General features: G+C 43.7%; 26 protein-coding genes. 2 read left to right on the top strand and 24 right to left on the bottom strand.

Annotated features, from left to right (window positions below; genetic code table 11):
• Positions 1–54 precede the first annotated feature (54 nt).
• The 13 genes from LOZ80_RS08895 to LOZ80_RS08835 all read right to left on the bottom strand — a co-directional run bounded on the left by LOZ80_RS08895 (position 55) and on the right by LOZ80_RS08835 (position 13,082).
• Entirely contained in the window at positions 55–345 is a 291-nt protein-coding gene (locus LOZ80_RS08895; protein WP_238171090.1) for a Dabb family protein, read from the bottom strand.
• Between the two features lie 21 nt (positions 346–366).
• A complete protein-coding gene (locus LOZ80_RS08890; RefSeq protein WP_238171089.1) occupies positions 367–1,923 on the bottom strand; it encodes an ABC-F family ATP-binding cassette domain-containing protein in 1,557 nt (518 codons plus the stop codon).
• 148 nt (positions 1,924–2,071) lie between these two features.
• Complete coding sequence (locus tag LOZ80_RS08885; protein WP_238171088.1) at positions 2,072–3,547, bottom strand: DUF6382 domain-containing protein; 1,476 nt, start codon at positions 3,545–3,547, stop codon at positions 2,072–2,074.
• Positions 3,548–3,559: 12 nt separating this feature from the next.
• Positions 3,560–4,081 carry an A24 family peptidase gene (locus LOZ80_RS08880; protein ID WP_238171087.1) on the bottom strand — a complete coding sequence of 174 codons (522 nt, stop codon included), beginning with the start codon at positions 4,079–4,081 and terminating at the stop codon, positions 3,560–3,562.
• A gap of 1 nt (position 4,082) precedes the next feature.
• Positions 4,083–4,748 carry a TadE/TadG family type IV pilus assembly protein gene (locus LOZ80_RS08875; RefSeq protein ID WP_238171086.1) on the bottom strand — a complete coding sequence of 222 codons (666 nt, stop codon included), beginning with the start codon at positions 4,746–4,748 and terminating at the stop codon, positions 4,083–4,085.
• Between the two features lie 19 nt (positions 4,749–4,767).
• Positions 4,768–6,951 carry a hypothetical protein gene (locus LOZ80_RS08870; RefSeq protein WP_238171085.1) on the bottom strand — a complete coding sequence of 728 codons (2,184 nt, stop codon included), beginning with the start codon at positions 6,949–6,951 and terminating at the stop codon, positions 4,768–4,770.
• 14 nt (positions 6,952–6,965) lie between these two features.
• A complete protein-coding gene (locus tag LOZ80_RS08865) occupies positions 6,966–7,916 on the bottom strand; it encodes a hypothetical protein (RefSeq protein WP_238171084.1) in 951 nt (316 codons plus the stop codon).
• A gap of 46 nt (positions 7,917–7,962) precedes the next feature.
• Positions 7,963–8,190 (bottom strand): Flp1 family type IVb pilin, encoded by a 228-nt coding sequence (locus LOZ80_RS08860; RefSeq protein WP_238171083.1) that lies wholly within the window; start codon positions 8,188–8,190, stop codon positions 7,963–7,965.
• A 14-nt stretch (positions 8,191–8,204) separates the two neighbouring features.
• A complete protein-coding gene (locus tag LOZ80_RS08855; RefSeq protein ID WP_238171082.1) occupies positions 8,205–9,068 on the bottom strand; it encodes a type II secretion protein F in 864 nt (287 codons plus the stop codon).
• A 7-nt stretch (positions 9,069–9,075) separates the two neighbouring features.
• Positions 9,076–9,933, bottom strand: coding sequence for a type II secretion system F family protein (locus tag LOZ80_RS08850; protein ID WP_238171081.1), 858 nt, complete (start codon positions 9,931–9,933; stop codon positions 9,076–9,078).
• A gap of 11 nt (positions 9,934–9,944) precedes the next feature.
• Complete coding sequence (locus LOZ80_RS08845) at positions 9,945–11,204, bottom strand: TadA family conjugal transfer-associated ATPase (RefSeq protein WP_238171080.1); 1,260 nt, start codon at positions 11,202–11,204, stop codon at positions 9,945–9,947.
• A complete protein-coding gene (locus LOZ80_RS08840; protein ID WP_238171079.1) occupies positions 11,201–12,319 on the bottom strand; it encodes a P-loop NTPase family protein in 1,119 nt (372 codons plus the stop codon). The genes LOZ80_RS08845 and LOZ80_RS08840 overlap by 4 nt, the downstream gene beginning before the upstream one ends.
• A 250-nt stretch (positions 12,320–12,569) precedes the next feature.
• A complete protein-coding gene (locus tag LOZ80_RS08835) occupies positions 12,570–13,082 on the bottom strand; it encodes an acyl-CoA thioesterase (RefSeq protein ID WP_238171078.1) in 513 nt (170 codons plus the stop codon).
• A gap of 136 nt (positions 13,083–13,218) precedes the next feature.
• On the opposite strand from LOZ80_RS08835, the gene LOZ80_RS08830 reads away from it, so the two are divergent.
• Positions 13,219–13,701: a TspO/MBR family protein gene (locus LOZ80_RS08830; RefSeq protein WP_238171077.1), complete on the top strand. Its 483-nt coding sequence runs from the start codon at positions 13,219–13,221 to the stop codon at positions 13,699–13,701.
• On the opposite strand, the gene LOZ80_RS08825 is transcribed toward LOZ80_RS08830, so the two are convergent.
• From LOZ80_RS08825 to LOZ80_RS08785, 10 genes are all read right to left on the bottom strand, one after another.
• Positions 13,685–15,331: a serine/threonine protein kinase gene (locus LOZ80_RS08825; protein ID WP_238171076.1), complete on the bottom strand. Its 1,647-nt coding sequence runs from the start codon at positions 15,329–15,331 to the stop codon at positions 13,685–13,687. The genes LOZ80_RS08830 and LOZ80_RS08825 overlap by 17 nt on opposite strands.
• Positions 15,332–15,415: 84 nt before the next feature.
• Positions 15,416–16,453 (bottom strand): SAM-dependent methyltransferase, encoded by a 1,038-nt coding sequence (locus LOZ80_RS08820; protein WP_238171075.1) that lies wholly within the window; start codon positions 16,451–16,453, stop codon positions 15,416–15,418.
• A gap of 29 nt (positions 16,454–16,482) precedes the next feature.
• The gene (locus LOZ80_RS08815) at positions 16,483–17,250 is read right to left on the bottom strand and encodes an ABC transporter ATP-binding protein (RefSeq protein WP_238171074.1); all 768 of its coding nucleotides are present in this window, start codon (positions 17,248–17,250) and stop codon (positions 16,483–16,485) included.
• A 19-nt stretch (positions 17,251–17,269) separates the two neighbouring features.
• On the bottom strand, positions 17,270–17,626 hold the full coding sequence (locus LOZ80_RS08810; RefSeq protein WP_238171073.1) for a cyclic-phosphate processing receiver domain-containing protein: 357 nt from the start codon (positions 17,624–17,626) through the stop codon (positions 17,270–17,272).
• Between the two features lie 35 nt (positions 17,627–17,661).
• Entirely contained in the window at positions 17,662–18,510 is an 849-nt protein-coding gene (locus LOZ80_RS08805; RefSeq protein ID WP_238171072.1) for a deoxyribonuclease IV, read from the bottom strand.
• Positions 18,507–19,316 (bottom strand): Fpg/Nei family DNA glycosylase, encoded by an 810-nt coding sequence (locus LOZ80_RS08800; protein WP_238171071.1) that lies wholly within the window; start codon positions 19,314–19,316, stop codon positions 18,507–18,509. The genes LOZ80_RS08805 and LOZ80_RS08800 overlap by 4 nt, the downstream gene beginning before the upstream one ends.
• Positions 19,317–19,407: 91 nt before the next feature.
• A complete protein-coding gene (locus LOZ80_RS08795) occupies positions 19,408–20,739 on the bottom strand; it encodes a ribonuclease H-like domain-containing protein (RefSeq protein ID WP_238171070.1) in 1,332 nt (443 codons plus the stop codon).
• A complete protein-coding gene (locus LOZ80_RS39145; protein ID WP_283214746.1) occupies positions 20,736–20,861 on the bottom strand; it encodes a hypothetical protein in 126 nt (41 codons plus the stop codon). The genes LOZ80_RS08795 and LOZ80_RS39145 overlap by 4 nt, the downstream gene beginning before the upstream one ends.
• Complete coding sequence (locus tag LOZ80_RS08790; RefSeq protein ID WP_238172935.1) at positions 20,862–23,108, bottom strand: DEAD/DEAH box helicase; 2,247 nt, start codon at positions 23,106–23,108, stop codon at positions 20,862–20,864.
• Between the two features lie 122 nt (positions 23,109–23,230).
• Positions 23,231–23,446, bottom strand: coding sequence for a hypothetical protein (locus tag LOZ80_RS08785; RefSeq protein WP_238171069.1), 216 nt, complete (start codon positions 23,444–23,446; stop codon positions 23,231–23,233).
• 155 nt (positions 23,447–23,601) lie between these two features.
• Between LOZ80_RS08785 and LOZ80_RS08780 the strand changes: the two genes are divergently transcribed.
• Complete coding sequence (locus LOZ80_RS08780) at positions 23,602–24,204, top strand: nitroreductase family protein (protein ID WP_238171068.1); 603 nt, start codon at positions 23,602–23,604, stop codon at positions 24,202–24,204.
• A gap of 140 nt (positions 24,205–24,344) precedes the next feature.
• Here the strand turns inward: LOZ80_RS08780 and LOZ80_RS08775 are convergent, their stop codons facing one another.
• Positions 24,345–25,340 carry a metal-dependent hydrolase gene (locus LOZ80_RS08775; protein WP_238171067.1) on the bottom strand — a complete coding sequence of 332 codons (996 nt, stop codon included), beginning with the start codon at positions 25,338–25,340 and terminating at the stop codon, positions 24,345–24,347.
• Between the last annotated feature and the right edge of the window lie 6 nt (positions 25,341–25,346).

Below are 25,346 nucleotides of genomic sequence, written 5' to 3'. Positions count from 1 at the left end.
CAGTGCAGCTCTTCTAAGGATACTACACTGTTCCCTTATGTTTTTCAAACTCAATTAGCTAACAAAATCAACACAAATCGAAGTGCCATCAAGAACTGTCTTCATATGAGCCTTCACTGCTTCATGAACTGGATGCGTATCATAAGCCTTTAAATCCTCGAGGGAGTCGAACTTCGTGATTAACGCAATATCATAAGAACGTTCCAAATGAAGGATATCGGTTCCGACTTCAAGATGTCGCAGCACTTCAATTTTGCCTTCCATATTGGTGAGTACATTTTTCGTTATTTCTACGGCTTCCGGACTGCGGTCTTTCAACTTAAAAAATACAACGTGAGTTAACATGAATCATTTCCCCCTATGAATTTAATTGGTTACTTTAGCAGACCATTCTTCAACATCCCAAACTCTGGTTACCCAGCCTTCATAAAATTCCGGCTCATGGCAAACTAATAAAACAGTGCCTTTATATGCTTTTAAAGCGCGCTGCAGCTCTTCTTTGGCTACGACGTCCAAATGGTTTGTCGGCTCATCGAACAGCAGCCAGTTGCTTTCTCGCATCAGCAATTTACAAAGACGTACTTTGGCTTGCTCGCCACCGCTAAGCTTGCTCATCGCACGAGTAATGTGCTCATTTTTGAGGCCGACCCGCGCAAGCGCTCCACGAACCTCATTCTGCGTCATCGATGAGAACTCATTCCAGACGTCATCAATCGGTGTCATATTCGGCGCTTTAACCTCTTGCTCAAAATAAGCGGGGCTCAAATAATCACCACGGAATGTTTTGCCAGTGAATGGCTCAATTTTGCCTAGAATAGTTTTGAGCAGCGTAGATTTCCCTACCCCATTGCATCCGACAATGGCAATCTTTTCGCCACGTTCAATGGTCACATTCATCTCTGGCAACAAGGGGCGATCATAGCCGATTTGCAGCTTTTCCGCTTCAAAAACGACCCTGCTGCTTGAACGTGATTCTTTGAACACAAAGGTTGGCTTCATAGCTGTCTCTGGGCGCTCAATTCGTTCAATCTTATCCAATTGCTTCTCACGACTCTTGGCTCGTGTAGAAGTTGATGCCCGAGCTTTGTTGCGCGCGATGAAATCTTCTTGCTTTTTGATAAACTCTTGCTGCTTTTCATACGCATCAATGTGCTGTGTTTTATTCATTTCAGCCATATCCAGGAATTTCTCATAATTCGCTGTATATCTAGTTAGCTTAGTAAATTCCAAGTGATAGACCACATTGACAACTTCATTCATAAATTCCGTGTCATGTGAAATCAACATAAAGGCAAACGGATAATCTTTCAGATACATTTTCAACCATTCAATATGTTCGACATCCAAATAGTTGGTAGGCTCATCTAAAAGAAGTACTGTCGGCTTCTCTAAGAGAAGCTTTGCCAAAAGAACCTTCGTACGTTGTCCCCCGCTTAGGGAGGTAACATCACGGTCAAGGCCAATCGCGTTAAGGCCAAGTCCGTTGCCCATCTCTTCAATTTTCACATCCAACAGATAGAAGCCGCCAATCTCTAGGCGCTCTTGGATTTCACCCATTTGCTCCAAGAGCACTTCAAGCTCATCTGGTGAGGCATCTCCCATCTTCTCAGTGATGCTCATCATTTCTTTCTCCGCCTCAAAAAGCGGCAAAAAGGCATCGCGTAAAATATCCCGAATCGTTCTGCCTGGTGTCAAAACGGAATGCTGATCCAAATAACCATAATGTACCCGCGGAGTCCATTCTACTTTTCCTGTATCCTTCAAAAGCTTTCCAGTCAATATATTCATCAACGTGGACTTCCCCACGCCATTCGCTCCAACAATACCAACACGTTCACCGGCCAGTAAACGGAAGGATACATTTTTGAATAATGTACGATCACCGAAACTGTGGCTTAAATCTTCAATTGTTAAAAGACTCATCTCGTAAACACAAACCCCTGTCTGTTAGAAAATAATCGCAAAGATTCGCGACTTCTTATTATAACACTGCTTCTGCCAGACAGGAAGTAGCTAAATTGCCCTCGAAAGCGCATTCACTAGAAAAATACGAATTATTGCGTCTAAATAGCTAAATACGGAATGCCAACTCTACCTTGACAATTCTAATTTCATCTCCATCCTTCAACGGATACGATTGATAGGTCACGAGTGCTTCTCCATTTAAGTAAGTCCCATTCGTTGATCCCGTATCTTGTATCGCATAGCCCTGATCTGTTTTCTTAATTTCTGCATGGCTGCGGGAAACGCCCGCCTCTTCCATAGCATAGTCAACTTTAACATTAGCCCCACCCCTCCCTATTGTAAAATGTTCTCCCGGAATTGAGATCACTTTGATTTTGCCATTGATGGACTCTTCGATTCGCGGCCCCTGCGGCTGCAGCTTTGCTTCCCCAAGAAATACGGTTTGATCTGGCTGATTATAAGTCAGCAGCGTTGTTTGCCTAGGTAAATTCCGATAATAACTTTGTGCATCGAAGGGATCCTCATCTTGTTCAGGCTCAGTTTCCAATAACTGAGAGGAGATAGTGGGATTAGCCTGTTTGGAAACAGTCTCGTTCATCATTGGCTGCAGCTTGCCCACACGTTTAAAGCTCGGGTATCCAAGATTTCGCAATACAAACCAACCATCAATTAGTAAAATGGTAACACCACATGTCATTTGCAATGTGCTATTAGACAAATCCGTCAAGTAATTTTGCCATAAAAATGCACATAACAAAACCAATAGGCCAATCACAGCAAGATTCGTTGTGGGATGGATTGGCTTAAAAGTGAGTGTTGAACCCCCGGCTTTTTCCCCTTCTTGTTCTTTAAGCTTCGACCATGCTTCTTCCTGGGCAGTACGTAACGTTTGCCAAGAAGAACCCAAATGATGGGAATGTGGTTTAGGCAAGGTTTCGATTGGTTCTACTTCTATTATTGGTGTTTGCACTGTGGAAGCAGAATCGCAATGAATGGTTTCACTTCCCATCAACATCAGTAAAAGTTCCTTGTAGGTTTGTATACTTAGTTGAGATTGCGATTCACGATGATTCAAGACTGCCTTTACAGCATCCCTTTCTTCCTCCTTCACAAATAACAAAAGCTGGTTCATTAACATCTCAAGCGAAGTGATGAAAGGGGGTTCTTCACTTAGATTTTTTAATGGCACATAAGTCAGACTAACATTTGACCAGTCGTTACCAACAAAAATGAAATTCTTATGGAGCACAAACCCCGATTCAACCAACATATAGTTTTTGCTTGTTTCCAAAGTACAAACAATAGAAAACAGGCACTGTGCAAAATGCTGCTTTGTCAACCCTTCAACCTTCAAAATATGAGCTAACATCCGTTTCGCCGAAAGATTGTAATACAAACTGATATCAAAATCTAATTCTTGTATCTCCACTGGCAAGAGATTGGGAATCGTATTGGTTTCAAGCATTTTAACTTGCAGCGATGACAAATCATTCGAGTTGAGGCCAGTCTCATTGTACAGTTTCATGTAATGACCATGCCGGTATACAAACTCATACCTAAGTCCAAAAACTTCCTGCGCCATGATTCACCTTCCTTATAAAAACGAATAATACCAAGTGAATACTGTGCTAGGCGCAACAGCATACATAAAAGGAAACTTGGTGTTGCTCTGGCGTTTCAAAGAAAATAGGCTGTCCAATTCTTGGCAAGCTATCATTGTAAATAACCAGCCAGCTAACTTATTTCCTGTAGCTATCATTCGCTTTTGGATACATAGCAAACCAAGACCAATCGCACCAGCGCACAATATCGCAAATAGGGTCAATTGCAGAACGAACAAGCCTCCCATAATTGCTCCTATTGCCGTAAAGAGTTTTACATCGCCAGCACCTAACGCACCAAGAATATAAAGGATAAACAGCGTCATGAAACCTAGCCCTGCACCAATGAGAGCAAAGAAAAACCCCCTCCAGCCAGCTGTTGCTGTGTGGAATCCCATGCCAATAATCGTTCCGCCTATAGTCAATTTATTTGGAATTATGGCGTACCTCACATCCGATATCAATGCGATTGCGATTAATATGAAAAACAGTAAATGTATGATTGTTTCCTCCACGTTAAACACCTACCCAGGCCCGCTCATAAGCTTTCTTTCTCAAAGTGATTGTGTGACTCATAAAAGGCAGCGGAAGCTTATACGTAATTTGAGCTTCTATTCCAATAAAAGCATCTCCTCCGCTTTCCATACTTGGCAAGGTCATGGATGAAACCTTAAAACTATCTTTTCGAATGGTTCCACGATCACAAAAGGCATAAACAATAGGTGTAAATGCTGCATACATTCTCGGTAAAATTTGATTTTCGTAGAGGTCGCTCAGCTCAGCTCCAGCTTTGCTCTCCCCGAACTCACGCTTTTCTTTTTCCCAACGTATTAATTCCATGAGAGAGTCGGGAATATATGCCGCGTACTCCTCCGCCAAGTTTTCAGTGTTCTTAACCTGAGATCTGGCTGACATCACTCGTTCAATAGCTGAATTAAGCATCTCGCCACCTGTGCTTTGATCATATTTTGTTTTAGCTTCCAACATCAGGAGTCGAAGTGGATATAACTGGCCTGCAATGGTTTTAGTGGCTTCAGCCACCCCAGTTTGCAAAGCCAGTTCCAATAAAGCAATTTGGATACAAATGACCATCCCAACCACAAAGGCCAAAAAGAAAGGCAGCACCAAGGAAGCCTCCAAAACAATGCTGCCTCTCTGCTCTTTGCAAAATAATCGCATCAATACAATCCCCCTCATTTCTTCAGTACGAAGCGGCAGCTGTTTGTGTAAATAAGCAGCGGTTCCCCTCTACTTTGCAGCCTAATAATCCCGTTCCATCTATGGCCTTCATCAGTTGTGGAATAAACCATAGACTAATTTCACTAGCCGCATTCCCCTGTACATAGGTGATTTCTTTCAATAAATCCTTGCCTGTGTTCAGTTCTATTAGAGCCTGCATTCTAGACATCAGCTTGGAGTTTGAGCTATGCAAAAGCAGAAAAATGCGCAAATAATCTTTATAAGTCAAACTTAAAGCAGATTTGGTTATTTTTGCAGTTAGCTCCACGGCTTCTCCATTCGTAAGCTTCGTCATATCTTGAAAAGCCTTTAGTGCTCCTTCCGCAGCAGCTGCCAGAAGAACAAGCATCGGAGAGCCAACATTTAGCAGTTCTTTTTTCGGATCCAAAAGTGCTTCTACCGTGCGAATCGCCATACGGAAAGCAAACATTTCTGCATAAGCTGAAGCGATATTCGCCTTGCATGAGGAAAATCCATATAATAAATATTCCACTTCTTGATTTGCTAAAGGATGCGAGCCAGGATCAATCAGCTCATTGGAATTTTTCGCTTTTCCTGCCGAATCCAACTCTAGCCCATACGTACGGGAATTAAATTTGGTTAAGGCATATTCATTCACATAGAGCTCGTCCCTCAATTTCTCAGCTGCGTTATTAAAAGCTTCCAACATCCCCATTGCCTTTAAGCTTACAGGTTCAGATTTCTCAAGGTCATAAGCAATTTCGCTGCCAACAATTACATCTTGTGCGTTTGCTTCACGATATTTTTGATAATATCCCACTGTGCCTCCGGGTTGTTCACCCGTACCTTGAAGACGGTTGTACATAAAGGTATCATCCCCCGTTAATGAACATCCCCCAATTGCTTCCTTCGCTTGGTCCAAAACTGCTTGAATTTGACTTTGTTGTTTCTTCTTACTCGCAGCAATGGAACTGTTTCTGTCAATCCTCTTCTTTTCTAACAAACTTTGTTCACCATAAAAATCTGTTGATGCTTTATAGAAAGCATCATTGGCCGAATTTGCTTTAACCGTTTGGTCAGGCGAATATAGATAAATCGAGGAAATGAGTTCTTGAAACGCCGAGAAAAGTGCAATAATACTAGCTGCCGAAGTTTGATATTTATAAAAGTAATCATCTCCGATGATCGGAATATTCTGAAACACCTCATTCACTTCATTCGCTGCTCTTACAACGGTATGCTCCTCATTTATTTTGGCACGTATCTCGTCGTTTCGCTGTTTAGCTATCCTAAGATCAGATTCAATTGTTTGTTGCAACTGCCGGACTATACGTTCATTCGCCGGCACTTCCAGCTTTGTTGCCATTAAAAGGGCGGTATACTCCATTATTAATTTCAATAACGCTTCTAAGTCATTTAACTTTTGTTTAAGCATTTGCAGTTGCTCTCCAAGTTCACTTTTTGATGCATGGAGCGATTGGAGCTGAAGTTTCACATTCATTATCTCTTCTCTTACCTCATCAACCGTATGTATGCCAATTTGAGCAGCCAAGCGATCTAATTCCGTAATTCGTGATTGATAATAAAGATGATACGTTGATGCCTTCTTAATTAACTCTTCACTGTTCTGCCAAGCATCGTCAAGTGCGGCTTCCCGCTGTTCAATGAGTTTTTCCAGTACAGCCGCTTGTTTCGCAAATTGCGAGCCTAACTGAAACGGAGCTGTGGTTCCACTTTTGCGGAACTTGTCTGTAATCTCCAGCGTATATTCAATTGGGGCCTTGATTTTCATATCTTCAAGCACTTGCCTCTGGAAGATGTTATGACTAGCTAAAGAATAGACAGGAGTAACTTGCATTCTTTGATCAACAGGGCGTGTATCGACATATTGAAAGGAACCTTTCGCAGATGCAGACGACAAATTAGCCGTAAATACTTGACGAAATAGTTCTTCACTTTCCAGTTGAGAAATCCCTAAACCATAAAGTCCTAACGGCTGGATCTCTCGATCAAACGATGACATTACAGAGCGTGTCGCTGCTTTCACTGCCGATTCACTCTCCCTCTCGGCTAATTTGATACGCGCAAAATCAATGAGTACCGCTTGAAACAAAAAGATAGGAACAATAATCAGAATTAAATAGACGGATACGGCTCCATGCTCTGAATAAAAGAGTCTTCTCAAAAACTCCCCCCTTACTAGTTATGAATGACAATCACTATGCCTTTACTTTCCAATTCCTTTCGAAATGAACTAGATGGTATCCCCTTACCATTAGCCCCCTTTTTGAAAAAATGCCAAACCACGCCCTGAATTTGTGTGCCTTGTTCAATCAGTTCAAGATCCTTTGGCAATTGTTCCATGCGCAGTTGAAACTCTGTCATATTATAAAAAGCTTGATGCCCTATCCCTCTAGCATCCAAGGCGTCTACAGTCCTGTTCTTACCAGATAAAGTCATTAGCACAACTTCCTTGCCGCCTACCAGCGATCTCAAATAAGCTGCTGCTTGACGTTCGGACTGAATGGTTACCGAGGGCCCTGATAGTTCGGTACGATCGGGTTCAACCAGAGCTTCCCTCGCCTTTTGCGGAGAGATTCTTCCCTTAATAGCTTTAAAATAAGTTCGTGTAATATCCGTTAAGCGTATTAGCTCGATTGGCTCCACAACATGTGAAATCCCTTTTCCGGATGTTGTCTCCGCATTGAACCATTTTTCAATAAATACGGGTATCAAAAATGGTTTATCTAACTGCACCTCAACCTGTCTATCTAAGGCGTAATTTGTAAATTTGGCCGTCCCGGTGATGCCCTGTGGCAGGATCACAGCAGATTTAGCGAGTTTTCGTTCTACAAGGCTGCTACTATTATTAGCGGGAATTGCTATTTGTGTAGTACCACCACCGACTAACAATCCGAATAAATCTGATATCTTGTCTTGCGTCAGCCTCCAGTAAAGCCCATCCGTCTCGTTTGGAGCATAATTTCCTGTGACGATATCTTTGTGACTGTTATCCCAAGTAGATGCAAGCCGCTCTGCGATCGTTATTGCCGTCTGTTGGATATATACTCGCTGATACATGTAAATACCTACAAATAGAAGCGCGATTGTACATAGTAAAATGAAAGGAAAGACGAGTGTTGCTTCCAAGGTGAAACTCCCTCGCTCACTCGAAATCAAGTTTCGATTCCTCGAACTAAGGCGCACAACTAGTTGTTGGACTTGGTGCACAGGGAGCAACAGCACTGTTATCCTTTAAGTCAGTATTTGCGTCTCCAATCAGCTTTTGAAACCACGAGACTATCCACTTTCTAAAAATAATTGCTATCGCTACTAACACAGCTACAATCAATAAAATTTCCAATGTTCCCAGCCCTTCTTCATCTTCCCAAAAGCTTTTGAAACTCCGGCCGATTGTTTCCATCTATGTTCCTCCTATTATTGTTTCATCATGAGTAAAGCAGGTGCTGCAACGATTACCATAACAATTAAGAATATAAGCACCATGGGAAAGACCAACTTCGATGAAGCTTCTTCACCTAATGTTCTCGAAACGGATTTCCTGCGCTGCCATAGATCTAACGAGAGTGATTGGAGCGACAGGACAAAATCATGTCCCCCACGTTTATGATTTAACAGCAGGGTTGACGTGAATAAGGAAACTTCATGAAGCGCACATCGCTTGCTAAAATCCTCCATAACTTTCGTGAACGATACATTCATCTCCAGCTCATGGACTGCCTGGGCGAGTTCCTTATAAAGCGGTGTTTCACTTTTTTGAGGCATTGCCTCCACGCAGCGTACCCAAGCGCGATGAACCGTCTCTCCAGCGTTTACGAGCAGTACGATCGTACTTAAAACCTCAGGCAATTCAAGAATGATCATTTGCCGCTTTTTGCGAATTTTCACATCCAAATCACGAACCATTAGCACGGGGACTATGGCGGATAGCAATAAACCAAAACCTAACAAAGACGCATCTTTGCCCGCTAGAACTGAAAGTAAGGTAAATGCCATACAGATTAACGTACTTGCTGAAACCATCTCTGTTATCAACCATTTACTGCCTTGTGCAGATAGACTTCGCCCATGTAAAGCAATTAGTTTATGATGTATTTTCGCTGTAATATCAGGCCAGTTTTCCATGACATGCAAGGTATCTACTAGGAAATAACTGTAAGGCAGTAATACCTTCAACCGATAGGGATATTGTATTTCCATAAGTTGTTTGGCATAACGCCAACTCCCCCAAAAATAGATGAGTAAACACATGCAAATTTGTACGATAAGCAACCATATCATCCACATGTTACACCTTGATATTCATGATTTTTTGAGTTAATAGGAAGCAAGCACCTAACAGCACTAAACTAACCGTCATGATCACAATTCCACTCCCGCTATACAAAGGCACCATGTATTCAGGGGATGAGAAGGCCAGAACCGCAACGATGGCAATTGGAGCAAAAAGCAGCACCCTCGATTCGAAACGTTTCTGGGCAATCATGACAGATATGTCTTGTGAAATCTCAAGCTTCTCCCCAATAACTGTTGCCGTACGCTTCATAACCTCTACCAAATTGCCTCCTGTTCGTTTGCATGTCACAAAGACATCCATAAAGCTTCTTACATCTTCCAAATCACTTCGATCGGCAAAATTTTTCAATGCAACTTCCAGTGGCTCGCCATTTTCAACTTTGCGACAAATAATACTGAACTCCAATACAATGAAACAAGCAGGATCGGGATAAAGCAGCCGCAGATCCTCTAACGCCTCTCCAAATGCCGTTTCTATCGATTTCCCGACTGTCATTGAGGAAGACAAGCAGCTAAGTGCTTGTTTAAACTGCACATATAGCTTATTTTTACGAATTTGAATCAGTTGGTGCTTGCGAACTCGTGGAAATAGGAAGCCAGTAACCGAAAGCGCTGTGGCGAGAATAAAGCTTTTGTAGAAAATATAGCCGACGACAAACGTTGGCAGTGACATCATCAAGATGGCATACCCTTTTTCTTTGAACGTTAAGTGATAGTTCGTATAATCAATTAATTGATTAATGGGGGTGATGGGAGTATTCACACGGGAAGATTCAGATTTCACGATTTGCTTTCTTCGTTCGAGGTAACCGAGGAATAGCCAGCTTAGAATAGCAACAATGATAAGCATCAGAATGATTCTCATATTGAATTGCTTTCATTCTGACAGGTGATCCACTCCGGCAGTTTCTTTCCGGCCATTTGGATTTTATGTCTATTCGTTAATTTGTTGCCTGTAAAGACAAGATCGCCAACCACTTTCCCATCTGATGTTTCACCCTTTTCTTCAAAGAGGAATAAAGGATGAAGCTGAATCTCGCCATTTGCCAGCCCCAAAACTTCATGGATCTCAGTCACTCTGCGAGAGCGATCACGAATGCGGCTTATATGAACTAAAATATCGAGCGCTGAAGCGATTTGTTTGCGGATAACTTCTACAGGGAGCGGCGCACTGCTGAGCACCATTGTCTCAAGACGACTTAACATGTCTAAGGATGTATTCGAATGCCCCGAACTGAGACTTCCATCATGTCCAGTATTCATCGCAGCTAGCATATCTAATGCCTCAGCCCCCCGGACCTCCCCTACAATTATCCGATTAGGCCGCATACGAAGCGATGAACGAATCAGGTCACGTATTGTGATTTCTCCCTTTCCTTCCGTATTTGCATTTCTGGTTTCCATCCGTACCAAATTAGGCACCGTTAGAATCTGCAATTCAGCAGAGTCTTCAATCGTAATAATCCGCTCATGGGAAGGTATCCAGGCACTCAGCGCATTGAGAAATGTCGTTTTACCAGTTCCTGTTCCCCCTCCAACAAATATGTTGTAACCTGACTCAACTAAGACTTGTAAAACACTTGCCGCTTCCTGTGAAATGCTGCCCATTTGAATTAAATCTTCCATGAGCAGCGGTTTTTCTGGAAACTTACGAATGGTCAAAGTTGGACCACTTAAAGAAGCTGGAGGCAGTACAATATTTACTCTGGATCCATTCTGCAAGCGCGCATCAACAATGGGAGTTGATTGATTGACGATACGATTCACTTTGGAAACAATCATTTGAATTAAATCTTCTAATTTTTCTTCGCTTTCTAACACAACGGGATATCTTTCAACGGCTCCTTTTCTTTCAAAAAAGATGTTCTTATGACCATTGACCATGATTTCCGTTACGGTAGGATCATCTACAAGCGGCTGAAGAACATCCAATCCTCGAAAAGAATCGAAAATTCGTTTGACAGCAAGCTGCATCTCGTTGGATGTCCAGCTAATCCTAACCGCAGCGCTGAATACGGAGTCCTCTATAAGCTCTACCAACTTGGCGTCACTGACTGTACTTGACAAATCCAACCGCTCTTTGACTTCCTGCTTTAATGCATGGAAAACTTCCTGATTCATGAAACAGCAGCTCCTTCTAAGTGGGAAGCGGACTGCGAATAACTGCGACCATGGATGACTGAAAACATTTCGTACACCTGACCTGAAAAAATAGCAGATTGCCACAACTGTTCAGGCGAACTTAAAGATTTCCACTCAGGAATGTAAGGCAGTTTAAAAGTCAGCTTCTTATCCAAGGCTTGCACATCATTCATTTGAGAACCTGTATATTTATTCATTACAAAATGTACAGTGGACTTCAAACCCAGTTGCTTATACAGAGCCTTCGTTTTGAAAAAGTCATTCAAATCATCCCGCACTAACCACAGAATGCAATCACTTAACTCTAAACTTTTCAAGATTCTAGGATAGATCGACGATTCCAAATCAATCAGGATAAAATCATAGGTATCAAGAGCGATTAATGCCTCAACGAGCAACTTGGTATGCTCACCGCTCATTTCATACATTTCCCTAATCTGATCATTCGCTATTAAATAATCAAAGCGCAATTTGGCATCATGTGATTTGTGTAATTGCAGTTTCGGGGCTAGTGAGTCTGGTGTCGATTTCAGATAATAGAGCAGTTGAGAAAATCCGCCCGAATCACCATTCAGCCATAGAGAAGCCGCGCTTATGGACTCAAGACTTAAATAGAACACCCTTTCGCCTCGTAAAGACAATTGCTTGGCTAAGTGCAGAGCAGTTATTGATTTCCCGCTGCTACCACTGCTGCTGTAGAAAGAAAGCACCTTTGTTCGTTTGGTGAGAGCGCCCATACTAGTTTGGCTCATCTCAGCGTAAAATGCTTGAAGACGCGAAAGCATTTGTTGCAGTGACTGAAACCGATAGAGAAAAGGTACTTTCGTTTCAACGTCACTGGAATTCGCAATCGTTTCACTTAAAACCATTTTGCATAAACTCGTGTTCTGATGAATCATTAAGGGGTAGTACGTCTCTGAAATTAATAGCACTCCATCCAACTGCTGACTTTCCATCACATCTAGAATAAATTCCGGCTTGGAAAACAACTTTACTTGCCATCGCTCAGCGAACTCCGAACATCGTATGAAAGCTGCGAGCCTATCGGCATATTCAGTATCATCGTCCAATATATACAGTTGTATTTTATTCATGATTCCCTCCCTCTATAATGATGTGAGCTTGGTATACATCCCGCTGCCAATTAAGAGCAGGCCTGTAATCATAAGTACAATGGCGATGCGTTTGATTGTTTCAGTTGTCATATACCACCCTCCTTCAACGTTCGGAAAACAAAAAAGCACCGCTGATGGTAGAGAACGAGTCTCCACGATCAGCGGTGCTTCCGCTTGTCCGAAAATATGTACCCAAATTATACCACATGTGACAAAAAAGACAATCTTTTTATTCCCATGGGTAATTCACCGTAAAAAAACCAGCTAACTTCTTACTCTCGACTCTTCGCATGCGTCTCATTTCTGCTCTCTGTGGTGCCGACTCATGTAATTTCGTTTCTTCTTCCGTTTCGGGAACCACTTGAGGCACTTCAACGGGCACCTTATTATCGTCCAAAGCAACGAATGTTAGGAAGGATGTCGCGGCAATTTTTCTAGCACCTGTTTTCAAGTCCTCCGTGACAACCTTCACGAAAACCTCCATCGAGCTTGTCCCCGTCCATGTGACGAAAGACTCCAAGCAGACAGAATCGGAAGTATGAATAGGTGACAGAAAGTCTACGGAATCTGTAGAGGCCGTTACAACGGACCTGCGGCAATGCTTGTGAGCGGCAATCGACGCAATGTCATCAATGTAGGACATCAACTTACCACCGAACAACGTATTGTGATTGTTTACATCTGTAGGGAAAATACGCGAAGTCTTGAAGCAGCGAGATTCTCTGGCAAAGCGTTGTTCCAACTTTCATACCCCCAATATGGATAAAAAATTCAAAATATGAACCATCATATCACACTTATTGCGCTTGTGGTTATAACTTGGGACACGTGTGTAATATAGTAATACAAGCTTGATACATTCATATGGAGGTGCTGCAATGTTTACATTTATCGTCGTATTCCTCATTACTTACGCGCTTTTTTCGATTTCAGGTGTCCTCTTCCCTACTGATCTTGCTTACTACAGTACATTGAAAAAACCGAGTTGGAATCCACCTGCGAAGTTGTTTGGACTAGCTTGGGGGATTCTTTATGCGCTAATCTCTGCCTCAGTAGCCATCGTCTATACCAAAACGGATGGTTTTCAAGAAGCTGCAACGGGCTATGTACTTATTTTGCTCATCAACTATTTAGTTAATCAGGCATTTACCTTTTTTGAATTTAAATTAAAAGATCGACGTCTTGCCTTTATCGATGCAGCACTCGTTGCAATTACCACCTTCTTCTTAATAATTGCTACGATACCCTACTCCAAATTAGCAGCATGGCTATTGGTTCCTTACTTATTGTGGTCTTGCTTTGCTACCGTGCTGGCTTGGTCGATTTATCAGTTAAACAAGGATGCTAACCGTGCTTTTTGAATTTGGAAATCCATGACCTAGAAGCGTTCACAGCTTTTTCTTTGTGTAAAATAACCGGTGGTAAAATGTGAGTAAGCAAAGGAGCTAACGCACGGTTGAGCTCGTCTGCTATATCAGGCTGGTCTTGGATAAACTGCCCTCTCCAAACCTTATGCCGAACTTCATCACGCGGGAAATCAGGTATCGTACATAGAGGAACAATCGGTAGGCTTTCGACCCATTCCTGACTAACTTTGCGGGGTAAATTCCCGTTTGCTAGTAAGTGAACCCTTTTCCCCCTTTTCTGATAGGTCTCAAATTTCTCCAACAAGGATCGAGAACGAGGACGATTGCATTTTCCGGGAGAACCGTCAAGAACGACTATAATTTCATCCGCGCTGTGACATAATTCTTGAACGGAAGCTTCTTCCCAATGAGTCGATACGTCCCAAATGACGATCGGCTTTTTAATTGTATGTAAGAGTTTAAAGGATTCAGCAGACTGCCAAGTGTCCGTTAGGCCATCCGGATGAATGGGAAACCAGCTCGAATAACCATCCGTCCACACAGTTGAAGTCGGTGCCTGTTGATCCTTCACTATGCTGTGGCTGAACTGATAACCTTTTGGTGCCCGGGTATCTCCATAGAGGAGCATGTAAAGGTCTGGTTCTATGACGGGATGCTCTACCAAGGCGTTCGGGATTCGCAGGGCATGCAAGAGCCTGGATAGCGAAATTGCTGCAAATGTCGAACCGACGCCGGCAAATAAACTGCCGATAATAATTAATTTTTCAGGGATAGCTGTCTGGTCTGCAACATCATTTTTCGCAAGATTTGGTATAGGAATTGTGGTATTCGAAGAATAGGTTCGAAGTCTCATTTTCACTTCCATTGCGGATTGACAGCGATTATGAGGGTGTTCCTGAAGTAGAAGTCCAACTGTTGATGTTATCACTTCCGGTAAGTCGGGACATAGAAGTTCAAGTGGTTTCTGAGTAATATAGGCAAATTGCCCACCTGAGTATAAATAGTAGAGCATCGCGCCCAGGGTAAATAAATCTGAGCGTGCATCCGTTTGAACGCCTAGAAATTGCTCAGGAGCAGCGAACCCTAATGTACCCATTTGCACCGTATCCGACTGCTTCTCATGATGGAAATGACGGGCTACGCCAAAATCAATTAATCGAACTTGACCGTGTTCATTCAGCATGACATTGGAGGGCTTGAGATCTCGGAAAATGATTGGCCGCGGCTGAAACGAGTGCAAATAATGAAACAAATCACAAAGCTGAAACGCGATATGCACAATTTGGGAAACAGGCAAGATCCTGCCCTTTTCTTCGAATAAGTCTTGCAAAGTAGGTCCCTGAATATAGTCCATAACCAAGAATCCTTGCCCTGCCTCTGTCATAAAATAATCGACTAATTGCGGGAGCTGTGGATGTTGAAGTTGCGCCAGCATCTCAGCTTCTTCCAGAAAACTTGTCCGATCTTCTTCCATGGAAAAGCATTCTTTCACAGCCCATTTCTTTCCTTTGAGTTTCAAATCTTCAGCAAGATACACATGACTCATCCCGCCTTGTCCAAGCAAAGCCTCTAATTGATACCGCCCCTCTAAGCATGAACCCAGCAAATTTTTATGACTTGTCACAATAGATAAAAGCCCCCTATCAGGTAAGAATTACCTTGATTATAAGAGGGCCACACATAAATATCTACCTATTTTTTCCTAATTCTATGTCTTTTGTAAATATAGTGTAAATTCTTCTCGATTGTGAAAAAGCTGTTTGGCTTTAATCAGAAAAAGGGATGGTTCCAATATGCGTAAAATATCCTTCACCGTTTGGAACGGCTTTTTATGCATCAGTTTAACCGTTATAATCGCAGTTCCGCCGCTCTGCAAGGAGTACAACAAATCAGCGACCAGACGTCCCATCTGGCGTGGGTCCCAACTCATATCACAAACAAGCAAATCAAACTCATTGTCTTTGAGCTTGACATCCCCTGCATTCTTCTTGTAAATTTTCAAATTGGGATTGCCAAGAAGCCGTGGACTCATAGCAGCTGGATCAATCGCCGTGACACGCAAACCGCGTTCTAACAATAACGATGTCCAACCCCCAGGAGCTGCTCCTATATCCAGCGCTGTTCTTGCCACACTAAAATCAATGCCGAATCGTTGTTCAGCTTCGAGCAGTTTAAATTTTGCGCGGGAAATTTGATCTTCTTCTTTCATAAAACGAATAGCGCCACCAGACCAGTCAGACAAATTATCCGCAGGCTTGGAGAGCCCTACGAACACTTTGGAAGCACTGATATACACGGAAATGATGAAATCCGAATAACGTACCACAGGTTCTGATTGAATTTCGCCGACAATAATGTCATCCAAAGCAGCTTTAATCGTAAAAGGTGCATAAGGTACATTAGCACGCTCTTCTTTGCGAACTTGAGTCGCAATTTTCTGACCGGAACCTAAACGTCCGGCACGATACGCTTCCCTAAGCCACTCTTTCAGATTTTCAATGTCCGCATCTGTGCGGCTAAGTTCCCACTCCTGATGGACAGGTTGAACATGCCGAAGAAACATGGGTTCCTGCTCTTTCAGTGCTGTTAGTGACTCTTCTGTACCCGCAGGTACTTCAAACAAAAACACTTCGGTAGGCACCAGCAAATAAAACTTGGTCATCGGAAATAATTTACGAATTTCATCTTGCGCATATTGGGCGAACCCATGATTCGAGGTGCCAATATAGGTAGTTGTTTGTGTCATAGCCGCATCCTTTATATAAACTGCAATTTCTAATCAAAAACTTTGATCCAAGGCCGATCTTGATACCATTCCAAAGCGATTTGCACATCAAAAGCCTTTTGAATATTGGCTGGGGTCAACACATCTTCTTTACGTCCAGCCGCAATGAGTTCACCTTGTTCAATAATAGCAACATGCGTAAATAAGGGGATAATTTCTTCAATATGATGCGTCACGTAAACGACGGTAATATTCTGCTTGCTTAAATCATTAACATCCCTCAAGAAACGCTCTCTCTCATACAAATCCAATCCAGCCGCGGGTTCATCCATGATCAAGATGGAAGGTTTCATCATCAGAGAACGAGCCAACATGACTTTTTTGCGCTCCCCTTGCGATAAACTGCCCAGCGGCTGATCAGCCAAATGCGGGATACGAACACGTTCCAGCATCACTAGTGCTCGATCTTTCACTTCTTGCGGGATTTCCTGATAGAAACGTAAAAAGGCATATTCCCCCGTAGCAACTACCTCAAGAACAGGATCACTTAAGTTCATTTTCTCGAATAAGGATTGCGAGATATAACCAATTTTCTTGCGTACTTCCCTCACGTCACATTGCCCATAGCGATTTCCCAGTACATCTACCGTCCCCCGGCTTGGGAATTCGTATCCATTCATCATCTCCAGCAAGGTCGTTTTGCCCGAACCATTGCGTCCTAGTAATACCCAGTGTTCTCCTGGTGCAATGTGCAAGCTGACATCATTGAGAATATGACGCTCGCCACGTATAAAGTGAATATTAGATAAATGTATCATATAACAGTAAAATCCTTTCTTATTCCTGATCCTGCTTATACGTCCCTTGAGATATTTGTATAAGCACTTCATCCGGGATTCGGTTCGGGTATAAGCCCATCCCCTCAGGTTTGGCGGTATAAAGCATTTGAAACATAGCGGTGCATGCGGAAGGACTAGAGGTATGAATATAAATGGTTCGCGGAAATTTTCGCTTCTGGAGCAGCCAAATAACAACATCCATGCCCGTTTGTGCCGATGTCCAGCCTAAGTCATGATCAAGCGATAAAATGTCTACTTCAAACTCATCCAATAATAATTGACACTCAAGGACGTTCCTGGCTAAAGAAAATCCTTGGGGACAAGGGCGCAAGTCATCTAAGTATACATGAATCATGAGCGGATTTCCTTCCTGTTCATGTGGAATGCCCACTACGGACCCTGGATCAACGATTTCACGAGAGCAATCTCCTGTAAATGGGTCCCGTCCGTACCTGAGGCTGTCTCTAGCACAATAGGCATATGGTTAAGGTATGGGGATCCAAGGAACTCTCTGAAATGATCCAGACCAATAAATCCACTTCCAATATTGGCATGACGATCTCGCTTTGACCCGTAAGGATGGAGCGAGTCATTGAGATGAACGGCTTTGAGATGTGGAAGATAATCAAGCTGCAAGGCCTTTGACTCCAAATCCCTCCAATTATGCCCCTGCCAAAGACCACTTGCAAAAGCATGGCAAGTATCCAAGCAAAAACCGACCTTGTCCGGATGCTCACAAAGCTTGCGTACCTGAACCATTTCTTCCATTGTCAATCCAAGCTGCGAACCTTCCCCTGCCTGATTCTCCAGTAAAATCACTGCTGAACCCTCATATCCCTGAGTCGCACTATTCAAACATTGTATTATATTTTTATAACCTTGTAACGGGTCTTTTCCAATATATTTTCCAAAATGCACCACCAAACCAACTGAACCACAGGCATCAGTGATGGCTAGGCCACTTTTTAAAATACTTACCATCAAATCGCGTTCGACCTCATCAGCTGCTGGGTTAAGCGGATAAGGCGCATGACCAATCGATAATAGACCATGTTCCTGACATAATTGCGCGCAAACTTGCGCATCATGAACGTTCACTTGCTTCGTTGAGAGCCGCCGCGGATTCATTGGAAAATATTGAAAAGCACTCGCCTGGATCGAGAGAGCCATTTTGGCCGCACCTGAATACCCTTTGCGTGTGCTGACATGTGCGCCAATAAATTTTGCTTGCTTTGTCATGATTGGCAGTTTGCGCAATAAAAACATTTGCGACTTGAAACTTCAGTCTTAATCAAAGGATGACCGCAGCGTACACAAGGCTCCCCTTCTCGATCATAGACACGACATTTGGCATCAAACTGCCCCGTTAGCCGGTCTCCTACAAATAAGGGCTCGTCAATATAGCCACCGAACTGAATAGCTTCAAGCAGGACGGACCTCATCGCTGCAAACAGTCGATGTTGCTCCTCTTCGGTCAAAGACGGCAGCTTACGAAGCGGTAATAAGCCCGCATAAAAACAAATTTCATCCGAATAACAATTTCCGATTCCGGAAAGAAAGGTTTGATCGACCAATGAAACTTTGAGATTGCCTTTTTTGCTTTTCAAAACTTTTTGGAACTCTCCAAAAGTAAAATTAGGCGCTAAGGGCTCTGGTCCAAGCTTCGCAAATAGTTTCTCTGCTTCTGATACTGCGTGCAAATGCAAGTAACCTAAGCGCAAACCTATAAAATATAAATTCCGCACGCCAAATCGAATCACAACTTGTGTAGTTCGATCAGGCTTTTCAGCTTCTGAGCCATAAAACATCCAACCGCCCAACATTAAATGCAAGATCAAAACTTCACCTGATCCTAGATGAAACACCAAATGCTTGGCTCTGCGGTCTAGACCAACAAATTGATTGCCAACTAGCTTATGGATAAATAGTTCAGGATCCACATTCAAGGATTTAGGACGCTCCACCTCTACGCCGGTTACTACGTTCCCTAGAATCAAACGCGACAACTGTTGTCGATATGTTTCCATCTCCGGAAGCTCTGGCATGGCATTCCCTCCTTGCTGTTTTCTTCTTTGTATATCCAAATCTAGGATAAAGTAAACAACGCCACAGGAGGGCCGGCCCACATTTCGATGATTAAATTAACCCTTCGCTGACATAGATCGGTTTAGCTTTACGCGTGGATTGAGGGGAAGCTGTCTTGCTCAGCTTAGCTTTCAAACGCCGGATGCGTTTCTCCAATGCTTCTTCAACCTCATTTTGCTTTTTGTCTCCGCGATGCAGGGAGCGGCGGCGCCACAGTTTGGCCCATGCCTCTTCCGCATAAAAAATGGCCTGATGGATATTTCTCTCCCGATGCTCATAATACATCGCTAACTCCAGATAAGCATCTATTTGCAGAGCAATACTTGCGTTTCTGATCTCGATCCATCGTTTCCACAAATCTACGGCAAGCTGATATTGCCCATTCTTCTTATAAAAGGCAGCTAATTGCAAAAGCGTGTTCTCTTGCTCTGCAGAGTTGGCCTGACTATTGCCGCTCATTAACTTGTGAAACAAGGCATCAAAGTAAGATTGAGCTTTCGCTGTGCGGTTCATTTTGTCCAGCCATTGGCCTGTTCGAAACAGTTCTTCAAGTTCTGAATGATCAATAACGGCAACATCTTCCGTTTCGTCAATTAACAATTTGCCAAAATGAGTAGCTAGCGCTGCCATCGTTACGATATCATACTCATTATGAATAAAGACACCTTCAAGGATGGATGGATTTTTCTCCGCCAAATATTGAAAATATAACGCAGGCGCCATAGAACCTGGCACATCGTCCACTCGTTCAAAGCCCAGTCTGCTTTCTTCGACCTTGCTCAAACGACATGACGGCAGTGTATTGCGCCAAATACTGCGCGAGGGGTACAGAAGATCTAATTGCAGCAGATCAGCATCGTCCAATTGGAGACGATTCAGGACGTAGCGATTCTTCAGGATCGGCCAGTCAAACGTGCGTCCATTATAGGAAACAATATGTGTAAAGCGTTCGAGCAGCGTTTGCAAATAAATGAGCATCGCCTGCTCTTCCGCAGGATTGCGAATCAGAAGCTGTTCCACAGTGAATGACTCCCCTGTGTAATAGCCGATGCCGACCATGAACGGCACGTTGCCCGCACCGACGCCGAGTCCGGTCGTCTCGGTATCGAAGAACAGCAGATCTTCGTGCCGGACGACGGCGTCATGGTCGTGAAAGCAGGACAGCTGCTGCGCAACATCGGACAGCTCCTGCAGCCGATATTTGCCGTGCATGCTGTCCGCGCCGTACAAACGGCGCCGCATGATGAACGAGCCCGCCGGGCTCGTGTGGACATGGGCGCCGATCTGCGCCCACTCGCCGTCTGCCGGAGGCAGCGGCGGCGGTGTCACTTGCGCCGCCGCCTGGCCTTTCAGACGGCCCAGCCTTTCACGGAGCCCGCTCATCGGGCACCGCCTGGATAGCGGTCGTTATGCAGTTCTTCCTCCGGCAAACGGATGGAACCAGAACTTACGTACCCGTGAGTCTTTAGCCGAATTTTAATTAAGGATCGTACAGAACCACGCATTTATAACCCCTCCAGTAAAAGAAGGGATTTTCTCTTTGCGTCCCTCCCTTCTATTTCAGTTCCAATACATGAAGGACAGCCGTCCTCACATGGACATTTTCGAATTAAGTTCCTGGCCGCTTCTTTTATTTCGTCGAATCGCTTATATACGTCTTCCGCTAATCCAATACCGCCTGGGTAATGGTCGTAAATAAAGATCGTAGGCAGCTGTGAATGTTCAGCCCTTATTTGGGAAACTACATGAATGTCGCTGCGGTCACACATTACATGAATAGGTACGATATGCCTTATCACATTGGATAATCCCATTAATAGTTGCTCTAGCGTTTTTGTTTCTAATGTGGGGTCAATCTCCGTTATTTCTACCCAGGTCGCACTGGTATGCAGTTCTTCTTCGGGAAGCTTAATTGGCCCGTATCCGATATTTTCAAAACTCGTCAAACGGATTTTTTTAAACATCGTTGCCATAACATTTACGGCTACGTCGCCATGATTTAACGACGTTGTTCGCCTTTTTTTCGTTAGGTCAGTTGATAACACTTTTAGCTTAACTGCCAGGTTCGCATCGGTGTAATATTCTACATCGACTTCCCGTACGTATGCTTTCTTATGTTCCCAGTCTAACTTTTCGACTTGAAACTGTGCGCCTTCATGCAAGTAGATTGCTTCGTCATGTAAAAGGGTCATAGCGCTAAATCTGTCCATCTCGCCGATAATTTTTACGTTTGCTACGTCCGATTGGTCGACAATTACTACGTTTTCCTGCGCTGCTGATCGCAGACTTACTTCATGGGCGGGGAAAGATTGATTTGCCCAGTAAAACGAATCGCCAGCTTGAGTAAGCACCCTTTCTTCTACCAGGTATTCCAGTATATCAGTTATCTCCAACGGGCCGAATTCTTCGCCGATTTTTACAGGAAGTTCATACGCTGCACAACGCAAATGATCTACCAGGATTAACAAATTTTCAGGGTTAATTCTCGCAGATTCCGGGGAACGCTCGAAAAAATATTCAGGATTTTGGACTACATACTGGTCTATAGGAGTATTGCTGGCTACCATAACTACCAGGGCTTCCCCATGCCGTCTACCAGCCCGGCCTGCTTGCTGCCAGGTGCTGGCGACGCTGCCAGGATACCCTGACATAATGCAGACTTGCAGCTGCCCAATATCTACACCAAGTTCTAAGGCGTTCGTGCTTACTACCCCCAGTATTTCCCCGTTTCGCAAGCCCCGTTCAATTTCCCTCCGCTGATTCGGTAAGTAGCCGCCCCGGTAGCCCCTTATGGACTTAGTCCCTAATTCATTCTTCACGATTTCTTGTAAGTGACTTAGTATTAACTCTACCCTTACCCGACTGCGGGCAAAAACGATTGTCTGTACTTTATTCGTCAGGAATTCTTTAGCAAGCTGGTTTACTTCTACCGTCGCGCTTTTCCGAAGGTTTAGCGGCTTATTTACTATAGGCGGGTTATAAAAAGCAAAATGCTTCCTTCCCCTTGGCGCGCCGTTGTTGTCAATCAGTCGCATAGGTTTACCTGTAAGCTGTTCGGCCAGTTCCTGCGGATTCGCAATCGTAGCAGACGTACAGATAAAAAGCGGATCGCTGCCGTAAAATTTGCAAATACGCTGCAGCCTACGGATTACGTTTGCTACATGGCTGCCGAATACCCCCCTGTACGTATGCAGTTCATCAATTACTATGTATTTAAGATTACTAAATAAGCTTACCCATTTCGTATGATGTGGCAGAATGGCTGAATGCAGCATATCCGGGTTCGTAATAACGATATGGCCGACGTTCTTCACTATTTGCCGAATGGCTGGAGAAGTATCTCCGTCGTAGGTAAAGCTTTTTATGTCGATACCCATTTCGTTAATGATTTCGTTTAATTCGCTTTTTTGATCTTGCGCCAGGGCCTTCGTTGGGAACAAGTAAAGCGCACGGCTGGCGTCGTCTTCGGCGATTGCCTGTAGAACAGGAAGGTTATAACATAACGTCTTGCCCGAAGCAGTCGGCGTTACAGCTACGACATTTTCGCACTTTCGGATAGTTTCATATGCAGTATGCTGGTGAATGTATAGCTGTTCAATACCTCTTTTAGCCAAGGCTGCTTTTATCCTGGCGTCTACGCTTTCGGGCATGGGTCTTGTTTTGGCTTCTGTGGGTTCAACCTCGTGCCAATTTACTATATTTTCATTACTTTTTAATCCGTTTATTAAATCCGAGAGGGATTTTTTTCTTATCATATCTTCAACTCCGTATAGAACGATTGTTCCCCTATTATATACGTCTAACACAAAATAAAAAAGCCCCTTTTCGAGAAAGGGCTTGATCATTTATGTTTAATTAATATACGTTCGTATGTCTACATCAGATCAGAGGAATCATCGTAATCATAGCGAACACCGTCTAGATCTGCACTGGCCAGATGCGTATCAACGTGGAGAGCATGCTTGGCACTCTCTTGCATTTTAAGCAAAACCTCTTGATAATCTCTAGAACGCAGCTCTTCTGCATCATATTTCATCGCTGTTCGTAAAGCTCTTTCAATTATAATGACATCATGACTAGTAAAATTCATAGTTTCCGCACCTCATCTTGAACCTCAATTTCCTACTAACTAGTTTTGCCACAATTGAGAAAACCCATACTTTACAAGGTGTATTTCAAAAATTCGTAATCCGCGTTGATTTCAGTTAAAATTAGGAAGATTACAAAAATGAGGAGGAATTCATAGTGACAACTTCTTTACCGACCGAAATCGAAAGCAATCGCCAGCCTGATCACGAAATCAACCCACAGTTCCTTACCCGGTGGTCACCACGCTCATTTACGGATCAAGAAGTAACCGAAGATGTACTCCTAAGCTTATTCGAAGCAGCACGATGGGCTCCATCCGGCAGCAATTTGCAGCCATGGCGTTTCATTATTGCAAGAACAGAAGAAGAAAAAGCCAAATTCTATGACTTTATCATGCCGGCAAATCGCGAATGGTGTGAGAAAGCTCCCGTCCTTACACTAGTTATCTCCTACACCAAAACGTCAAGAGGCGATAGCAATCCCAGCCATCAGTTCGACGCAGGCACAGCATGGGGATATCTGGCTCTGGAAGCTAACAATCAAGGTTTAATTACACATGCAATGGGCGGATTCCATCGCGATCAAGCTCGCGAAGCTCTGCAAATTCCTGAAGATTATGATATTCATGCTGTCATCGCCATTGGTCACCGTGGACCGGTAGACGCATTGTCAGAGAAATTCCAGGAACGTGAAACGCCATCAACAAGACGCCCGATTAATGAGCTTCTGTTTGCAGGAGAATTCGGTAAATCACTTTAAAAAAAGAACACTTCATCCCCTATCATCTCGGGTTGAAGTGTTCGCTTTTTTTAATACGGCGTTTCCACTTTATCTACCTTAATGACAAACCCAAATAACAAAAAAGCCCAGCTCCCGAAGGAGCTAGACTTTTTTTCCATTTAAACATAGGGTGGATCCCACGCCTTTTTATCCCAACCTAACGTGTCGCTGACAACGTTCATATCGTGGTCCAGCATGACATTGACGCCGAATGACAGCTTCTGTTTATACCAGAAACGCACATCGCGCCACTGCACTTCGTAGCCGCCATTCTTCTCGCTCCAACTGACATGAATACGCTGCGCAAAGTGCAGAAAGGCTCTGACTCCATCCGTCGTCATCGTCGCCTTCACAATGGGATGTGTAGATTCATATGAGTAATTAGAACTACTATACTCTTTCTCCAGAGTCACATTCCCTTCGCGAATCTCACCCAAGTAGTATTGATGATCCCCCTCGATGACAAATTGCCACTGGAACCAATTAAGACTCGGAATTAAATGACAAGTACCTTCCGCCAGGTTAAGTTTACTCTTAACTAACTGGATATTTCTCTTGCGCTGCGCGGCTCTAATCGCGATATAGAAGAAGCTAGCCGCGTAGATCAGGGCAAACATCTCCCCAATATGAGCACCTTCAGCGCCTCCCCAAACGAATAACCAAATTAGAAGCCCTATACTATGAAGTCCAAATAAGAAAGGTTCATACAGACTAAGCGTATCCAGATGAAACCATTTCTTCGAGAATGGGCGCAAGCACTGAACCCCGTAAACGTTAAATAAATCGAGCGCAACATGAAGGACAACAGCCGCGAAGATCCAAGCATATAAGCTAAACAGATGCTCCCAAACGCCAAACATTGCCGCAAGAGGAAGGCTGATCAGTGCCGGCCAGATGAACAAGGCTGGCAGGGAATGCGTGAATCCCCGATGGACACGCAAATACGTTGCATAGCCTCTCAGGCGAGCCAACGTATCGAAATCCGGGGCATGTGAACCAATAAGCGTACCCGCAAGTACGGCATGCGCCAAAGCAGGATCTTGTACAATCGCCGGTTCCAAACAGGCTAATCCTGCTAGGGTGACACCGAATAATAAGTGACTTCCTGTGTCCATTTTCTC

It is taken from the genome of Paenibacillus sp. HWE-109 (assembly GCF_022163125.1).
In the GTDB taxonomy this organism is placed as follows: Bacteria; Bacillota; Bacilli; order Paenibacillales; family NBRC-103111; genus Paenibacillus_E.
The sequence above is the reverse complement of the archived record's forward strand: the minus strand, read 5'-3'. Positions and strand labels throughout refer to the sequence as shown.